15 protein-coding genes and 1 pseudogene are annotated in these 14523 nt (G+C 65.4%); 14 read left to right on the forward strand and 2 right to left on the reverse strand.

The features are described from left to right. The first annotated feature begins 982 nt into the window (after nt 1–982). A complete protein-coding gene (locus tag BTE28158_RS30945) occupies nt 983–1642 on the forward strand; it encodes a carbonic anhydrase (RefSeq protein ID WP_034203524.1) in 660 nt (219 codons plus the stop codon). A gap of 282 nt (nt 1643–1924) precedes the next feature. Here BTE28158_RS30945 and BTE28158_RS30950 read toward each other — a convergent pair whose 3' ends face one another. After that, nucleotides 1925–2494, reverse strand: coding sequence for a lipocalin family protein (locus tag BTE28158_RS30950; protein ID WP_151049146.1), 570 nt, complete (start codon nt 2492–2494; stop codon nt 1925–1927). A 251-nt stretch (nt 2495–2745) separates the two neighbouring features. Here BTE28158_RS30950 and BTE28158_RS30955 point away from each other — a divergent pair, with 251 nt between their 5' ends. From BTE28158_RS30955 to BTE28158_RS31015, 13 genes are all read left to right on the forward strand, one after another. Further along, nucleotides 2746–3357, forward strand: coding sequence for a sigma-70 family RNA polymerase sigma factor (locus BTE28158_RS30955; RefSeq protein WP_124628877.1), 612 nt, complete (start codon nt 2746–2748; stop codon nt 3355–3357). Beyond that, a complete protein-coding gene (locus BTE28158_RS30960) occupies nt 3354–4088 on the forward strand; it encodes an anti-sigma factor (protein WP_151049144.1) in 735 nt (244 codons plus the stop codon). Before BTE28158_RS30955 ends, BTE28158_RS30960 begins: the two co-directional genes overlap by 4 nt. A gap of 151 nt (nt 4089–4239) precedes the next feature. Next, on the forward strand, nt 4240–5073 hold the full coding sequence (locus tag BTE28158_RS30965) for a DUF1295 domain-containing protein (protein ID WP_151049142.1): 834 nt from the start codon (nt 4240–4242) through the stop codon (nt 5071–5073). Continuing rightward, a complete protein-coding gene (locus BTE28158_RS30970) occupies nt 5070–6170 on the forward strand; it encodes an SAM-dependent methyltransferase (RefSeq protein WP_151049140.1) in 1101 nt (366 codons plus the stop codon). The genes BTE28158_RS30965 and BTE28158_RS30970 overlap by 4 nt, the downstream gene beginning before the upstream one ends. Next, nucleotides 6167–6787: a lipocalin family protein gene (locus BTE28158_RS30975; protein ID WP_059608027.1), complete on the forward strand. Its 621-nt coding sequence runs from the start codon at nt 6167–6169 to the stop codon at nt 6785–6787. Before BTE28158_RS30970 ends, BTE28158_RS30975 begins: the two co-directional genes overlap by 4 nt. A gap of 92 nt (nt 6788–6879) precedes the next feature. After that, entirely contained in the window at nt 6880–8184 is a 1305-nt protein-coding gene (locus tag BTE28158_RS30980) for an NAD(P)/FAD-dependent oxidoreductase (RefSeq protein ID WP_059608026.1), read from the forward strand. Then, complete coding sequence (locus BTE28158_RS30985) at nt 8181–9035, forward strand: DUF1365 domain-containing protein (protein ID WP_151049138.1); 855 nt, start codon at nt 8181–8183, stop codon at nt 9033–9035. Before BTE28158_RS30980 ends, BTE28158_RS30985 begins: the two co-directional genes overlap by 4 nt. Next, the gene (locus BTE28158_RS30990; RefSeq protein WP_151049136.1) at nt 9032–10249 is read left to right on the forward strand and encodes an SAM-dependent methyltransferase; all 1218 of its coding nucleotides are present in this window, start codon (nt 9032–9034) and stop codon (nt 10247–10249) included. The genes BTE28158_RS30985 and BTE28158_RS30990 overlap by 4 nt, the downstream gene beginning before the upstream one ends. 1 nt (nt 10250) lies before the next feature. Further along, nucleotides 10251–10778 (forward strand): chalcone isomerase family protein, encoded by a 528-nt coding sequence (locus BTE28158_RS30995; protein ID WP_151049134.1) that lies wholly within the window; start codon nt 10251–10253, stop codon nt 10776–10778. Between the two features lie 109 nt (nt 10779–10887). Beyond that, nucleotides 10888–11058, forward strand: coding sequence for a DUF2256 domain-containing protein (locus BTE28158_RS31000; RefSeq protein ID WP_151049132.1), 171 nt, complete (start codon nt 10888–10890; stop codon nt 11056–11058). 658 nt (nt 11059–11716) lie between these two features. Then, nucleotides 11717–12442 carry a hypothetical protein gene (locus tag BTE28158_RS31005; protein WP_239007463.1) on the forward strand — a complete coding sequence of 242 codons (726 nt, stop codon included), beginning with the start codon at nt 11717–11719 and terminating at the stop codon, nt 12440–12442. A gap of 135 nt (nt 12443–12577) precedes the next feature. Continuing rightward, nucleotides 12578–13309 (forward strand): GTP cyclohydrolase I, encoded by a 732-nt coding sequence (gene folE, locus BTE28158_RS31010; protein WP_059608020.1) that lies wholly within the window; start codon nt 12578–12580, stop codon nt 13307–13309. A 116-nt stretch (nt 13310–13425) separates the two neighbouring features. Then, the gene (locus BTE28158_RS31015; protein WP_151049128.1) at nt 13426–14130 is read left to right on the forward strand and encodes a sigma-70 family RNA polymerase sigma factor; all 705 of its coding nucleotides are present in this window, start codon (nt 13426–13428) and stop codon (nt 14128–14130) included. Between the two features lie 310 nt (nt 14131–14440). On the opposite strand, the pseudogene sdhB reads toward BTE28158_RS31015, so the two are convergent. Beyond that, a pseudogene (sdhB, locus tag BTE28158_RS31020) lies at nt 14441–14523 on the reverse strand (succinate dehydrogenase iron-sulfur subunit); the annotation flags it as partial.

Consider the following 14523-nt stretch of genomic DNA (forward strand, 5'->3'; position numbering starts at 1 on the left):
ACAACGACATCGATGAATGGCACTGGTTCCATTAACCCCGCGGGGCGACCAGCGTCACTGGAGAAGCGAAACAATGCGTTCAACTGTGTTTCCCCTGAAAGCCCTTGCATGTCTTGCCAGCCTGGGCATCCTGACGTATGGCACCCGTGGACTTGCGTCGCATCAGCATTTGCACATCGCCTATGTGGCGCTCACGACTATCGGAGTAGTTTCCGGAGCGCTGTTCACCGGTACATGGTCACTTAAGGCATAGCTGATAATTAATAAATTTATGACTTAGCGCAAGACCGAGAATTTAAGTCGCAGTTTAAAGTTTAACCCATCCCCGACTTCACTGAAGCTCAAGGGGATTCATCTTCGACAAACTATATATTCAGTATTAACCTACGGTTTTCCGTTAATCTCGGTCAAATAACGAGCGATCTGCTCAATCTGATCGACAGCGAGCGGCGCGTCGTACCCCGCGCGCATCTTGCCCACCTCTGCCTTTCAATCTTGAAACGACAACGGTGGTTGCCGGGTTATCATTCCGGTGGAGTGACAGAGCACGCATTGTGAATTCGCGAGATGCGCCCCATTGCCAGGAGGCAACGTCGCACCACCATTGGGTAGCCGGACTTCGACGGTGCTGTTTGCCATGTCGCCAACTGTGTTCGGCGCCGCCGAACTGGACTGACCACATCCGCTCCGAACACCGGTCTTACACCCTCTGAATTATTAAAGCCGCGAGCAATCGGCAGCCACATGTTGCCCCGTAGCACCAGTTGGGCGCCCAGACAGCAACCATTTGATTTCGCAGTAGTATTTATTAGGGCCGGTCCGCATGGGCTTATGTAGGTTGAATTGCGCGAACCGGGAATTTTTATAGAAATCAAGGTCACCCCACCATACCCACGCTTGCCGGACATGCATTATGATGCTCGCCGCGCAGGCGTACCTGCCGCTACTGCGCTGATCATTCGACTGAAGTTCTGGAGCGAGCATGCAAGACATCATCGACGGTTTTCTGCGTTTTCAGCGCGACATCTACCCGCAACGTGAGGCGCTTTTCAAACAACTCGCGACGTCACAGAACCCCAAGGCGCTGTTCGTCACGTGCTCCGACAGCCGAGTCGTACCTGAGCTGCTCACTCAGCGCGAGCCGGGCGAACTGTTCGTGATCCGCAATGCGGGCAATATCGTGCCGTCGTACGGCCCGGAACCCGGCGGCGTGTCGGCCACCGTGGAATACGCGGTCGCCGTTCTCGGCGTTCGGGATATCGTGATCTGCGGCCACTCCGATTGCGGTGCGATGGGCGCGATTTCGCGCTGCACCTGCCTCGATCATCTGCCGGCCGTGGCGAACTGGCTGCGTCATGCCGATTCCGCGAAAGTCATCAACGCCGCGCATGAATACGACTCGCCGCGCGCGAAGCTCGACGGGCTCGTGCGCGAAAACGTGATCGCGCAGCTTGCGAACCTGCGCACTCACCCTTCCGTCGCGCTTGCGCTCGAGCAAGGACGCCTGAATCTGCACGGCTGGGTCTACGACATCGAGACAGGCGGCATCGATGCGCTGGATGGCACCACCCGACATTTTGTCCCGCTGGCCGAGTCGCCCACGGTGGTCGCGGTGAACTCGCGTAATCGCGGGCAGGTCTAGCCCCCGAACGGTTCGCGCCCGGTATCGGGCGCGAACACAACGCCCCGCCGAACAGAACGGGTACGCAGGCGCCCGTTTGTATCGATCAGCCCCGCGCGCATCTAGCGCCGTCGAGGCTGACGCCGTTTCGCGTGACGTGCATCGAGCAACGTCACGCGACTTCGGTCTTCGACCAGCCTCTCCGCTTCCTCTCCTTCGCAACCGTCATCGGCACGGCGCATACGGAACGCGGCGTTGCCCGCACCTAATGAGGCCGCGCATGCCGGTTGCAGTGTGGTCGCCCTAATGCGCAGTGCGCAGCAGCATCGTCGTGTCGTAACCGAGCGTCCGGACCCGCTCAACAAGCGCCGCGGCCTGTTCAGCGGAGGGCTTCGCGTCGCGCGTCAGGATCCACAGGAACCGACCCGACGGTTCACCGACGATCGACCATGAATAGTCGTCGGCGTGATCGAGCACCCAGTAATCGCCGAAAAAGAAAGGCCCGAAGAACGACACTTTCAGCTTTGCATTGCCGCTGTCGGCCACGATCTTTGCGCGCCCGTCGGAGGTTCGCGCGGGGCCGTCCGGTCCACCTTCGTGGCAGGTATTGCGCACGCCGATGAGACCGTCTTCCCGCTTCGCATATTCGGCCGTCACGCCGGCGCAGCCCCGCTCGAACCGGTTCTCGTAGCGCGCGAACTCGTACCATTTGCCGACGTAGCGATCGAGATCAACGGATCTCGCGGGCTGCGGAACGTGCGCATTGCCGCTCGGCCCGCCGGCCAGGCCTGCGCATCCCGCGAGCAGGAGTGCTGCGCCCGCAATGATCACACTCGCCGTCCGCAGCGGTCTACCAAGGGTACTTCGCTTCATTCAATGGCTCTCCAGGCACGAAACCCGGCCATTGTGCACCCAACCAACGGTGGGCTGCAGCATCCGCCGAATGTCGCGGCTGCCTGCATCCCCGTGTCCGAGTCGCTCGTATCTGGCTGAGGGTCTCACAACGCGCGTCGCCCGGCACAACCTGCAGCGGGTCGGCCGCAGATCGTTCAATCAAAATGCGTCCGACAGTGCTATATTTCGCTCGACATTCACACCATGGCGATCCGCGCCACCCACTTCGCATGAGCGACACGCCGAACGGTGCCAAAGGTTTCGACCAGTCAGCCCCTTCGCGCGATGCCGATGCGGATGTGGCGCGCCGCGAACATCTGAATCGGGTGATGCTTCAGGCAGCAGCCGGCGATCAGGCGGCTTTCGCGGAGTTGTACCGGCTGACCGCGTCGCGCGTGTTCGGGACGATCGTGCGCATGCTTCACGATCACGGGGAAGCCGAGGATCTCCTCCAGGAGGTCTACACGACCGCATGGCGACGCATCGACGCGTTCGACCCGGCGCGCGGCGGCGCGATGACGTGGCTGATCACGCTGGCGCGCAACAGGACGATCGACCGTTTGCGGCAGCATCGCGACGCGCAGCTCGACGACGAACAGGTGCTGGAGCTTCCCGACGAGGATCCGACGCCCGCCGCGCTGGCGGAGGCGACACAGGAGCGCCAGCGCCTCGAGCGCTGCCTGGCGCAACTCGATCCGCAGCAAGGCCGCGCGGTGCGCGAGGCCTTCTTCAGCGGTGCGACCTACAGTGAGCTGGCAGCGCGGCTGCGCGTGCCGCTCGGAACCATGAAGAGCTGGATCCGGCGCAGCCTGATGCAGCTGAAGGTGTGCCTGGAGCAATGAATACGCCGGCCGATCACGATTCCGAATTGCGCTGCGCAGAATACGCCCTCGGCGTGCTCGACGCAGACGCACGCCGCGAGCTGGAGCAGTCCGCCGCTCGCGATCCGGCGTTGCAAGCCACGCTCGATCGCTGGCAGCGCCGCCTCGCCCCGCTCGCGGACGACGTCACGCCCGTCGACCCGCCCGCGCGAATCTGGACGAGGATCCAGCACGACCTGGGCTTCATCCCGCCGCCGCGCGCACGCCGCTCCGCGCCAGCCGGCGGCTGGTGGAACAGCCTGCCATTGTGGCGCTGGGTCGGCATTGGCGCGAGCGCGGCGGCGCTGGGGCTGCTCACGGTCAATGTGATCCGGGTGGGCGAAGCGCCGCAGCGCCCCGCTGCCGTCGACAGCAGCTACATGGCGGCCACGCTCGCACAAGCGGATGGCGTTGCACGATGGACCGCCACGGTCGACTTGCGCCGTGCCCGGATGGTCGTGGTGCCCGCGAACACGCCACCGGTCGCCGCGGATCGCTCGACGGAACTGTGGCTGATCCCGCCGAATGCGAAGCCGATCTCGCTCGGCGTATTCGCGTCGAACGCACCGGCGTCGATGACGCTGCCGCAAGCGATCGTCGCGCAACTCGGTGCACGCGCGGTGCTCGCCGTGTCGCTCGAGCCTCGCGGCGGCTCGCCGAGCGGCCAACCCACCGGGCCTGTGCTCGCCACCGGCTCGATGCATATCGCCTGACGCGCGCAACGCGCGCTCAACGCGTAAAGCGCGGCAGCGTGCCGCCCGTTGCTTTCACGCTCGACGGGATCGCGCCGCATCTCGTCGCATCCGGTTGCATCCGTTCGGTCGCCGGCTCCGTATAAGGGGATATCGCGTCCCCGGAGCCCGTATGCCCGCCGTCGCCGTTGCCCTCCTCGCCTTCGTCGGACTGATCGTGTCCTTCACGGCAGTGTGGATTACCCAATTGCATTCCCGGAACGCCGGGATGATCGATCCGGTCTGGGCCGCGACGCTCGGCTGCGTAGCCATGTTCGTCGCCGTGCTGGCAACCGGCTCGGAACTGAATCGCGCGCTCGTGGCCGCCGGTGGCGGCATCTGGGGGCTGCGACTCGCGCGGCACCTGTGGCGGCGCAATCGCGGGCAGCCGGAGGACCCGCGCTATCGACAGTTCCGCCTGCAGTGGGGCGACGCCGCGCCGCGCAACATGTTCTGGCTGTTCCAGTTGCAAGCACTGATCTCCATGTTGCTGTCGCTCGCGTTCTTCATCCCCGCATACAGTGCGCAAGCCCCGTCCCGGTTCGCGATTGCAGCGGCAGTCGCGATCTGGATCGCCGCCGTGACCGGAGAGACTGCCGCCGACCGGCAACTCAAGCGGTTCCTCGCGAATCCCGACCACGGCGGCCAGGTCTGTCGCATCGGCTGGTGGCGCTATTCGCGGCACCCGAATTATTTTTTCGAGTGCGTGCACTGGCTCGCCTACACGGCCCTTGCGATCGGAATGCCGTGGGGCTGGCTGACGCTGATGCCGCCCATCCTGATGGCATGGCTGCTGCTCAAAGTATCCGGCTTGCCGCTGCTCGAAGCGCGTCTGGTGCAAACCCGGCCGGGCTACCGCGAGTACATGCGCACGACCAGCGCCATCGTTCCGTGGCCACCGGGGCCGGCGCGCAGCCCTTCCCCCACTCGACCCGATCACCCTGAAGACCGGAGCACGCGATCATGACCGCTACCACCTCGCAACCGTCGCCGGCCTCGATGGCTGCACCCAACGACGCCTGGCTGATTCGCTACTGCGAGCGCGGCTGGCTGCCGGACCGGCTGATCCGGACCGGAATGCGCTCGCTCATGCGGCAACGCCTGCGCGCCGAGCACGCGTATGACGGCGAACGGCGCGCGGCGGCCCTCGACGCACTGGTGCGCGAACTGGGCGCGAGCCCGATCGCAATCGAGACGCACGCGGCGAACACGCAGCATTACGAGGTGCCCGGCAGCTTCTTCGAGGCCCATCTCGGCCCGTGGCTCAAATATTCGTGCGGCCATTACCCGCGTGGCAACGAGACGCTGGCGCAGGCAGAGGAGGCAATGCTTGCGTTGTACGCGCAGCGCGCCGAGCTGGCGGACGGCCAGCGCATTCTCGACCTGGGATGCGGCTGGGGTTCGCTGTCGCTATGGCTCGCCGAGCGGTATCCGGCGGCGCAGATCGTCGGCCTGTCGAATTCGCACGGTCAACGCCACTTCATCGAGCAATGCGCGGCGCAGCGCGGGCTGACGAATCTGCGAATCGTGACCGGCAACGTGGTGGAGTTCGACTTCGGTCGCGAGGACGCCGGTTTCGACCGCGTGCTCTCGATCGAGATGTTCGAGCATATGAAGAACTACGGGCAACTGCTCGCGAAAATCTCGCGCTGGATGCACGACGACGGCAAGCTCTTCGTGCACATCTTCGCGCACAAGCTACTCGCCTATCACTTCGCGGTGCGCGACGACACCGACTGGATGTCGCGCCATTTCTTCACGGGCGGGACGATGCCGTCGGCCGATCTGCTGCTGCGGTTCCAGGACGACGTGCGCATCGCCCGCCAATGGTGGCTCGACGGCACTCACTACGCCCGCACGGCCAATCAGTGGCTCGCGTCGCTCGACGCGGCGCGCCACCGGGTCATGCCGATTCTCGAAACGGTCTACGGCGCCGACGCCCGCATCTGGTTCCAGCGCTGGCGGATGTTCTACATGGCTGTCGCCGAGCTGTTCGGCTATGCCGACGGACAGGAATGGGGCGTCGCCCACTACCTGTTCGACAAGCGCCGGGGGCGTGCATGAGGGCCGCCCTGTTGCACCGGGTTCTCCGCCGCGTCGCCGTTGCGTTCGTGACGGTGCTCGCGATCGGGGCCGCCGGCTGCTCGGGCAGCCCGCCGAACCCGAATCCGCGCGCCACCGTTCCGCTGTCGACGGTGCCCGTCGACTTGCCGCGCTACATGGGCCGCTGGTACGTGATCGCCAACATCCCGTATTTCGCGGAGCGCGACTTCGTCGGCAGCCGGGCCGAGTGGAGCCTGCGCGAAGACGGCCGGATCGACGACGCATTCGTCGGCCGCAAAGGCGGCTTCGACCAGCCCGAGAAGCGCTATCGGTTCGTCGACTCCGTCAAGCCCGGCAGCGGCGGTGGCGAATGGCGCGTGCGGCTGTTCTGGCCTGTGTATGTCACGCAACTGACGCTCTACATCGACCCCGACTACCGGTACACGATCCTTGGCTACCCGGGCAAGACGCTCGGCTGGATCTTCTCGCGCGAGCCGACGATGGACGAGGCCACCTATCGCTCGCTGCTCGCCCGGCTCGATGCGATGGGTTACGACACGTCGCGCTTCAGGCGGGTGCCGCAAACACCGGACCAGATCGGCAAGCCGGGCTTCGCATCGCCCGGCGAACGCGAATGAAGGCAGCAGCTGCATCCGCAGCGTGCCGTGGCTCGTATATCCGCATATGTCATTCCCGAACCTGCTCTTGTGATTGACGGAGACCATTCGCGATGCACCCGGAACTTTCAGTGTCGTTGCCTGGCCGGCGGATCGCCGTCGTCGGCGCCGGCATCGCGGGCCTTGCCAGCGCGTACCTGCTTGCTCGCCGTCACCGCGTGACGCTGTTCGAGGCCGCCGACTATCTCGGCGGTCACACGCACACGGTCGACGTCGACCTCGACGGCGCACGCCACCCCGTCGACACGGGATTCCTCGTGTTCAACGACCGGACCTATCCGAACCTGATCGCGCTGTTCGACGAACTGGGCGTGGCCGCCCATTCGACCGACATGTCGTTTTCGGTTTCGGTCGACGGCGGCCGGCTCGAATGGGCCGGCAGCAACCTGAACACGGTGTTCGCGCAACGCCGCAACCTGTTCTCGCCGACTTTTCTCGGGATGTTGCGCGACATCCTGCGCTTCAACGCGTCCGCGCACGATCACCTGGAATCGGCGAACCGGGAGCGCCTTTCGGTCGGGGAACTGCTCACGGCCGGCGGCTACGGCGCATCGTTCCAGCGTCACTACCTGCTGCCGATGGCGGCCGCGATCTGGTCGAGCGCGGCCAACGACATCCTGCGGTTTCCGGCGGCGACGTTCCTGCGCTTCTGCCTCAATCACGCGTTGTTGCAGGTCAACAACCGGCCGCCGTGGCGGACGGTCCCGGGCGGCGCGCGGCGGTACGTCGAGCGCATCGCCGCGACGCTCGACGACGTGCGCTTGAATACGCCTGTCCGCGCGATACGGCGCGACGACGCGGGCGTGACCGTCGTCACCGACACGGCCGGTCACGAGCGGTTCGACGCGGTCGTGCTGGCTTGCCATGCGCCGACCAGCCTGCGGCTGCTCGCGGATGCCAGCGACGCCGAGCGCGAGGTGCTGGGCGCCGTGCGCTATCAGCACAACGTCGCGGTGCTGCATACCGATACGGCGTTGCTGCCGCGCCGCCGACGCGTGTGGTCGGCGTGGAACTACCTGAGCGGCCGGCCGGGGCGCAGCGGTGGCGAGTCGCCCGTGTGCGTGAGCTACCTGCTCAACCAGTTGCAGCCGCTGCCGTTCCGCTCGCCGGTCGTCGTCACGCTGAATCCGGTCGACGAGCCCGCCCCCGGCACGCAACTGGGTCGCTACGATTACGAGCATCCGCTGCTCGACCTCGCGGCCGTCGACGCCCAGCAACGTCTGCCGGCACTGCAAGGGCCGCGTCATACGTGGTTCGCGGGAGCGTGGACGGGCTACGGCTTTCACGAGGACGGACTGAAGTCCGCGTTGCGCGTCGCCCGCGACTTCGGTGTCGCTCCGGCCTGGGCCAAGCCATGAGCGCGCCCTTTGCCCGCGACGGCACGGCCGCCCGGCTTCTCGTCGGCGACGTGATGCATGAACGGCTGCGGCCCGTGCGCCATGCGTTCACGTATCCGGTCTTCCAGGTCTGCTGCGACGTCGAACGGCTGGACGAAATCGATGGCAACTGGTTCGGTATCGATCGCTGGCGCCCGCTCGGACTCGCGTTGCGCGACTACGGCCCGCGCGACGGCCGCGCGCTCGGCCCGTGGATGCGCGATGTCCTCGCGCACGCCGGCATTCCAGCCGACGGCCCGATCTGGCTGCAGACGATTCCGCGCATCTTCGGCTACGCGTTCAACCCGGTGAGCTTCTGGTACTGCTACGACCGCGCGGGCCGGCTTCGCGCGCTGTACGCCGATGTGCGCAACACGTTCGGTGCGCACCACGGCTACCTGATGAGTGCGATGCACCACGCGCCGATCGGAGCCGACACCGTGCTTGTCTGCCGCAAGACGTTTCATGTCTCGCCGTTTTGCGACGTTGTCGGAGATTACGCGTTTCGCGTGCGTCAGCGCGGCGATCATCTGAGCGTGTCGATCGACTATCGCGACGACGACGGTCTGCTGCTGCGCACGGCAATCGGCATGCGGTCCGCGCCGCTGACGGCGGCACGCGCGTGGCGCGCGCTGGCCCGGCAGCCGCTGAACGCGATCAACGTCGTTATTCGCATTCATTGGCAAGCGTTGCGGCTGTGGCTCGCGCGCGTGCCGTTCCACGGCAGGACGCCCCCCGGGCGTTCTGCCGCTGCCGATTCGCCATTGTCCCGTTCGCCGGGCGCGTCGCCACGCGGCCGCTCGGCGATGTCCGATCACGAGGCTCGTCCATGACCTTGCTGCGCCTGCTGTCTCCCGCATCGCAACCGGCGATGCCGCTCTCGGCCCGGTTGTTCATCGCGCTGCTACGACAAATCCGCGACGGTCACCTGACGCTTGTAACGCCCGAAGGCGCGCAGCATGTGTTCGGCGATCCGCACTGCCAGCCGGCCGCGACGCTGCAGGTCCGTGACTGGCGGGCGTGCCGTGCGATCCTGCGCGCGGGCGACATCGGATTCGCGGAAGCGTATCGCGCCGGCTGGATCGACACGCCCGAACTCGTCGCGCTGCTGCGCCTCGCGATCCGCAATCAGCCGGTGATCGCGAAGACGGTGACCGGCGGCCGCCTGGCACGCGTCTGGTACGCGCTGCGTCACCGGCTGAGGATGAATACGCGGGCCGGCAGCCGCCGCAACATCCACGCGCACTACGATCTCGGCAACGACTTTTACGGGTTGTGGCTCGACGACACGTGGACGTATTCGAGCGCATGCTTCGACGGCGACGCGCAGCGTTCGCTCGCCGACGCGCAAACGGCGAAGTATCAGCGCATCGTCGATTCGCTCGGCCTGCGCGCGGGCATGCGCGTGCTCGAGATCGGGTGCGGCTGGGGCGGCTTCGCCGTGCATGCCGCACGGCAAGGCATCCGCGTGCATGGCGTCACCATCTCGCAGGCGCAATACACACTGGCCCGCGAGCGCATCGCGCGCGCCGGGCTGTCCGATCGGGTCACGCTCGAATTGCGCGACTATCGCGACGTCGACGGCCAATACGATGCGATCGTGTCGATCGAGATGTTCGAGGCCGTGGGCGAAACGTTCTGGCCGGTGTATTTCGACACGCTCAGGCAGCGCCTGAAGCCCGGTGCCCGCGCGCTGATTCAATCGATCACGATCGTCGAGTCGCAATTCGAGGCTTACCGCGCGTCGAGCGACTTCATCCGCGAGTTCATCTTTCCCGGCGGGATGCTGCCGAGCCCGGAGCGCTTCGTCGATGCCGCGCGGCGGGCCGGCCTGGCCGCCGAACCGGTGCTCGCGTTCGGCGACGACTACGCACGGACGCTGCGCACCTGGCGGACCACGTTCGAGGCACGCATCGACTCGGTGCGCGCGCAACGGTTCGACGAGACGTTCATTCGCACCTGGCGCCTCTATCTCGCCTATTGCGAAGCGGGATTTGCCGAGCGGCGAACCGACGTGATGCATTTCATCGTGTCGTCGGGCGGCTGACATGAGGCGCCGGCTTGCGTTGCTTGCCGCTGCCGCGGCGCTGGCTGCACCGCTGTACGCCGGCGCGAGCTGCGCCGACGATATCGCATCGGCGCGACTGATCGGATCCGGCCGGTTCTGCATACTGGGCATCTGTCTGTACGACGCTCAGCTCTGGGCGCCCCGGTCTCCCGGCGCGTTCGACACGCCGTTTGCGTTGTCGCTGGCCTACCGTCACGACGTGAAAGGCGAGCGGCTCGTCTCGACGGGCATGGACGAGATCGAGCGCCTCGCATCGGCGCCGTTGCCGGCTGCGACACTCGATGCATGGCGCCGCGATATCGAACGGGCGTTTACCGACGTATCGCGCGGCGACGTGCTTTGCGGCGTGTACTTTCCCGAGCGCGGCGCACGCTTCTACACCAACGGCCGCCTCACGGCCGACGTGACCGACCCGGCGTTTGCGCGCGCGTTCTTCGCGATCTGGCTCGACCCGCGCACGCGGGCAAAATCGTTGCGCCGTCAACTGCTGGGCGACGATGCGCGCTGATTCGATGGTGAGCGATGGTTAGCGGCGGTGACCGGTGCATCGTATCGATGCCGACAGCATCGATCGACGGGACAGTTCGCCAGTGATCCTTCTCTACGCGTGATTCGCGATGGCCAACAAGACGCACTTGCCTGACAAGATATGCGAGACCTGCGGCTTGCCTTTCAGCTGGAGAAAGAAATGGAAGGCGGTCTGGGGCGAAGTCCGATATTGCTCGGGGCGTTGCCGCCGGAATCGGCGGTCGCCCTCCGGCATGAAGACGAACGCTTCAGGCCGTTGAATTCGCATTGATGAGCCGATCGCGAGCAGCGCGCGGGCCGGGATAGCGCTTCGATCGGGCCGAGACGGAATGCTCGCCCTGCTTCGGTTCACCGGGATCGATCGGCGCCGGTGCGCGTAGGCGCGCTCGTCAGCGCGGCCCATCCCCCTTCCCCACGGCCGTCTGGTTTGGAGAGTGCGCGATCGCCTCCAGGCGATTCACTTCACCCCGTGTCGGCTTGCATGACGCTTGCGTGAAAGCGCGGTCATGTTCGCTTGCGCGAACAGCCGTGTTCCGACGCGGTGACGCATAAAAGTGAGACAAGATGGATGAGCGCATCGAATTTGCACACTTATAGGCGCACATTGTGGCCCATATAGGCATTGAATCGCTGCCAATTCGATGACGTCGAAAGGCGTTTCGCGCGCATTATTTCTATGCAACTCCCTCCTCGTAATGAGCGTTAGTGCACTGATAACGCCATTTTCCGACCCTGATTGGACGCTTGACGCAAAAATTTCCGGTACAAATTATTGGGTGAGTCGAGTTTCTGCTTCACTTTCCCGAAAATTTGCATACAATCCCAGCTGTGACGCATGAATCGACCGAGGGAGGCCCCGTGCCAACACGCAATCACGACATCAAGCCGCGCCGGTTCCCGGCCTGTCCGGCTTCACTGATGGCGCGCGTGGCCGTCGCCACGGCACGCAGCCCGTCACACCAGCCCGGTGAGGCGCCCGGCCGGCCGGTTGCATCGCGCTTGCGGGTCGCCGCGCAGCAACGCGGCCATCGCTGTCGACGCCGCTCGCCGCAGGTGACCGACCGGTGTTCAAGCGCCGGTCTGAACGGCGCACTGCCTGAACGGCGATCGAACACCATCGCGGCTGGCGCGTGCCCGACGCTGCTCGTCACGGGCGGCCTGACTGCATCCGACGAAACGGTCGAGCGAGTCGGCCTGCACGTCAGCGAGCGTGTCGAATCGGTGTCGCGGGCGCTGCGGCAGCCCGGTCTCGATGTCGACGCCCTGATCGCCGAGGTCTGGTCGTTGCACGTGGATCTGGCGAATCAGTTCGTGTCGCTGGCGCAGGCGCGCCGTGTCCGCGCGGCCGCGATCGTCTATGAGTCCGGCAGCGCGCAAGCCCTCTCGGTGGTTCGCCTTGCAGGCTTCCACCTGTTTCGCTCGGTCGGCGGCCGCATCGACGAGGCGCTCGTGCTGGCGAAGCTGCAACAATCCGTCGCCCTCACGTTCGCGGCGAAGACGGCGGAGAACGACCCGATATTGCGGTTCCTCCGCGACGTCGACGGCTGGGCCCCGGCAACGCCGATGGGTCCGTCGTGCGCGATCAGAACCGGATCTCCGGTGACGCTGCCGGGTCGCCATGCACGCCGGTGCGCGCGCAGGTGAGCGTCACCCGGTGGATGCGTCGTCGAAATGGCGGCAGCGTCCACACGGTTTTTGCCCACGGAACACAAGTCAATCATCGCATCGTCTCAGTCGTGATCCATCGCAGCACCACCTAACCTCGAGAAACGAACCGAAATGGGAAATCTGATCGACGCTCCCGAGCACACCTTGACTGCGATCGACGAGGGCATTCCTCTGTCGCACATCATTCGTCGTCGGCTTGAGAACGCGGGCGCGCGCTTCCATGCAAACGACAACATCGCCGCGCACCTGCGCGACGGCGAGCTGGATGCGTTGCAAAACGAAGTCGCGCAGGGAATGGAAGCCGTGCTGCGCTCGCTCGTGATCGACGTCGACAACGACCACAACACCCGCGAAACCGCGCGGCGCGTCGCGAAGATGTTCATCCGTGAAGTGTTCGCAGGCCGCTACGACGCGGCGCCGTCCGTGACCGAGTTCCCGAACGTCGAGCGGCTGGACGAGTTGCTGATCGTCGGGCCGCTGCGTGTGCGCAGCGCCTGCTCGCATCATCTTTGCCCGATCATGGGCCGCATCTGGATCGGCGTGCTGCCCAGCGCCACGTCGAATCTGATCGGCCTGTCGAAGTATGGAAGGCTGGTGAACTGGGTCATGACGCGGCCGCAGATCCAGGAAGAAGCGGTCAAGCAGATTGCCGACCTCCTCGAATCGCGCATCTCGCCCGACGGGCTTGCCGTCGTGCTCGAGGCCGAGCACTTCTGCATGCATTGGCGCGGCACCAAGGACGACCAGGCAAAAATGACCAACAGCGTGATGCGCGGAAAATTTCTCGCGGACGCGTCGCTTCGCCGCGAGTTTCTCGCCTTGTTGTCCGGAAAGAATGCGTAAAGCGCGCGGCAGGCATTCGCGACGAATGCACCGGCGCAGTGCTTGGTCATGATCCGCGTCCGCTCGTCACCGCGGGCGCGCAACAGCAGGAAGCTCAAAGCCATGCGGAGTTCCCGATGAACTGGTCGCACGATTCACTCCGCCCGTCCGCCGGCCAGGGTCGATCGACGACGCTGCAGTCAGGCAGGCAGCAGCGCCGGGGCGCGTCCCGCGGGAGATCACGCCCGGGCGGCAGAACCGAATTCACCGCCGATGCGGTCGTTCAGCCCGATGAAGCCTCCGACGCGCATGCGGAACTCGACCAATTGCTGTCGCGCGTCGCCGCCGGCGACGAGCACGCGTTCGCGCAGCTGTATCGATTGACGGCGGCACGGCTGTACGGCGCGATCGTCCGGATGATCCGCGACCGCCATGAAGCGGAAGACCTGCTTCAGGACGTGTTCACGACGGCGTGGCGTCGTGCCGATTCATTCGATGGCAGACGCGGCACGGCGATGACATGGCTGATGACGCTCGCGCGCAATCGGACCATCGACCGGATCAGGCAGCACCGCGAGGTGCCGCTCGATGACGAGCTGGCGCTGTCGATCCCCGACGAAAGCCCGACGCCCGACCTCGGCGCGCAGGCGAGCCAGGAGCGCCAGCGTCTGGAGCGCGGGCTCGCGCATCTGGGCGAGCGGCAGGCGTATGTGCTGCGGGAAGCGTTTCACAGCGGCGCATCGTATGCGGAGCTGGCCGAGCGCATGCAGGTGCCGCTCGGCACGATGAAGAGCTGGATTCGCCGCAGCCTGATGCGACTCAAAATCTATCTCGAGCAATGAGCGGACGAGTCACTTCTCGGGTCGATCGCGTTGCGCGAGGCGGACCGAGCGACGGCCGCGATCCGCGCAGCCTTTGAATCGATATTTGTAGCGGTGGGAGCCGAGTATTGCGCGCAAGTTCGCCGATCCTTCGAGGTTCGGAAACGTGCCGTCACCATTGCGGGCCGTGTGGATAACGAACGATCGTCGATCGAGCGGCAACATGCCCGGGCAACATGCGCCCGGCGATCGTAGCGCAGATGCGCATGTGTACCCCACCCGAGCCGAGGGTGCCCATCGACACCCCCGCCATTTCACGCGCGCCGAGATCTCATAGCGCGCGACGAACCATCAGTTCCTTGATCTTGCCGATCGCCTTCGTCGGGTTCAGGCCCTTCGGGCAAACGTCGACGC

This window comes from Burkholderia diffusa (assembly GCF_902499115.1).
GTDB lineage: Bacteria > Pseudomonadota > Gammaproteobacteria > Burkholderiales > Burkholderiaceae > Burkholderia > Burkholderia diffusa.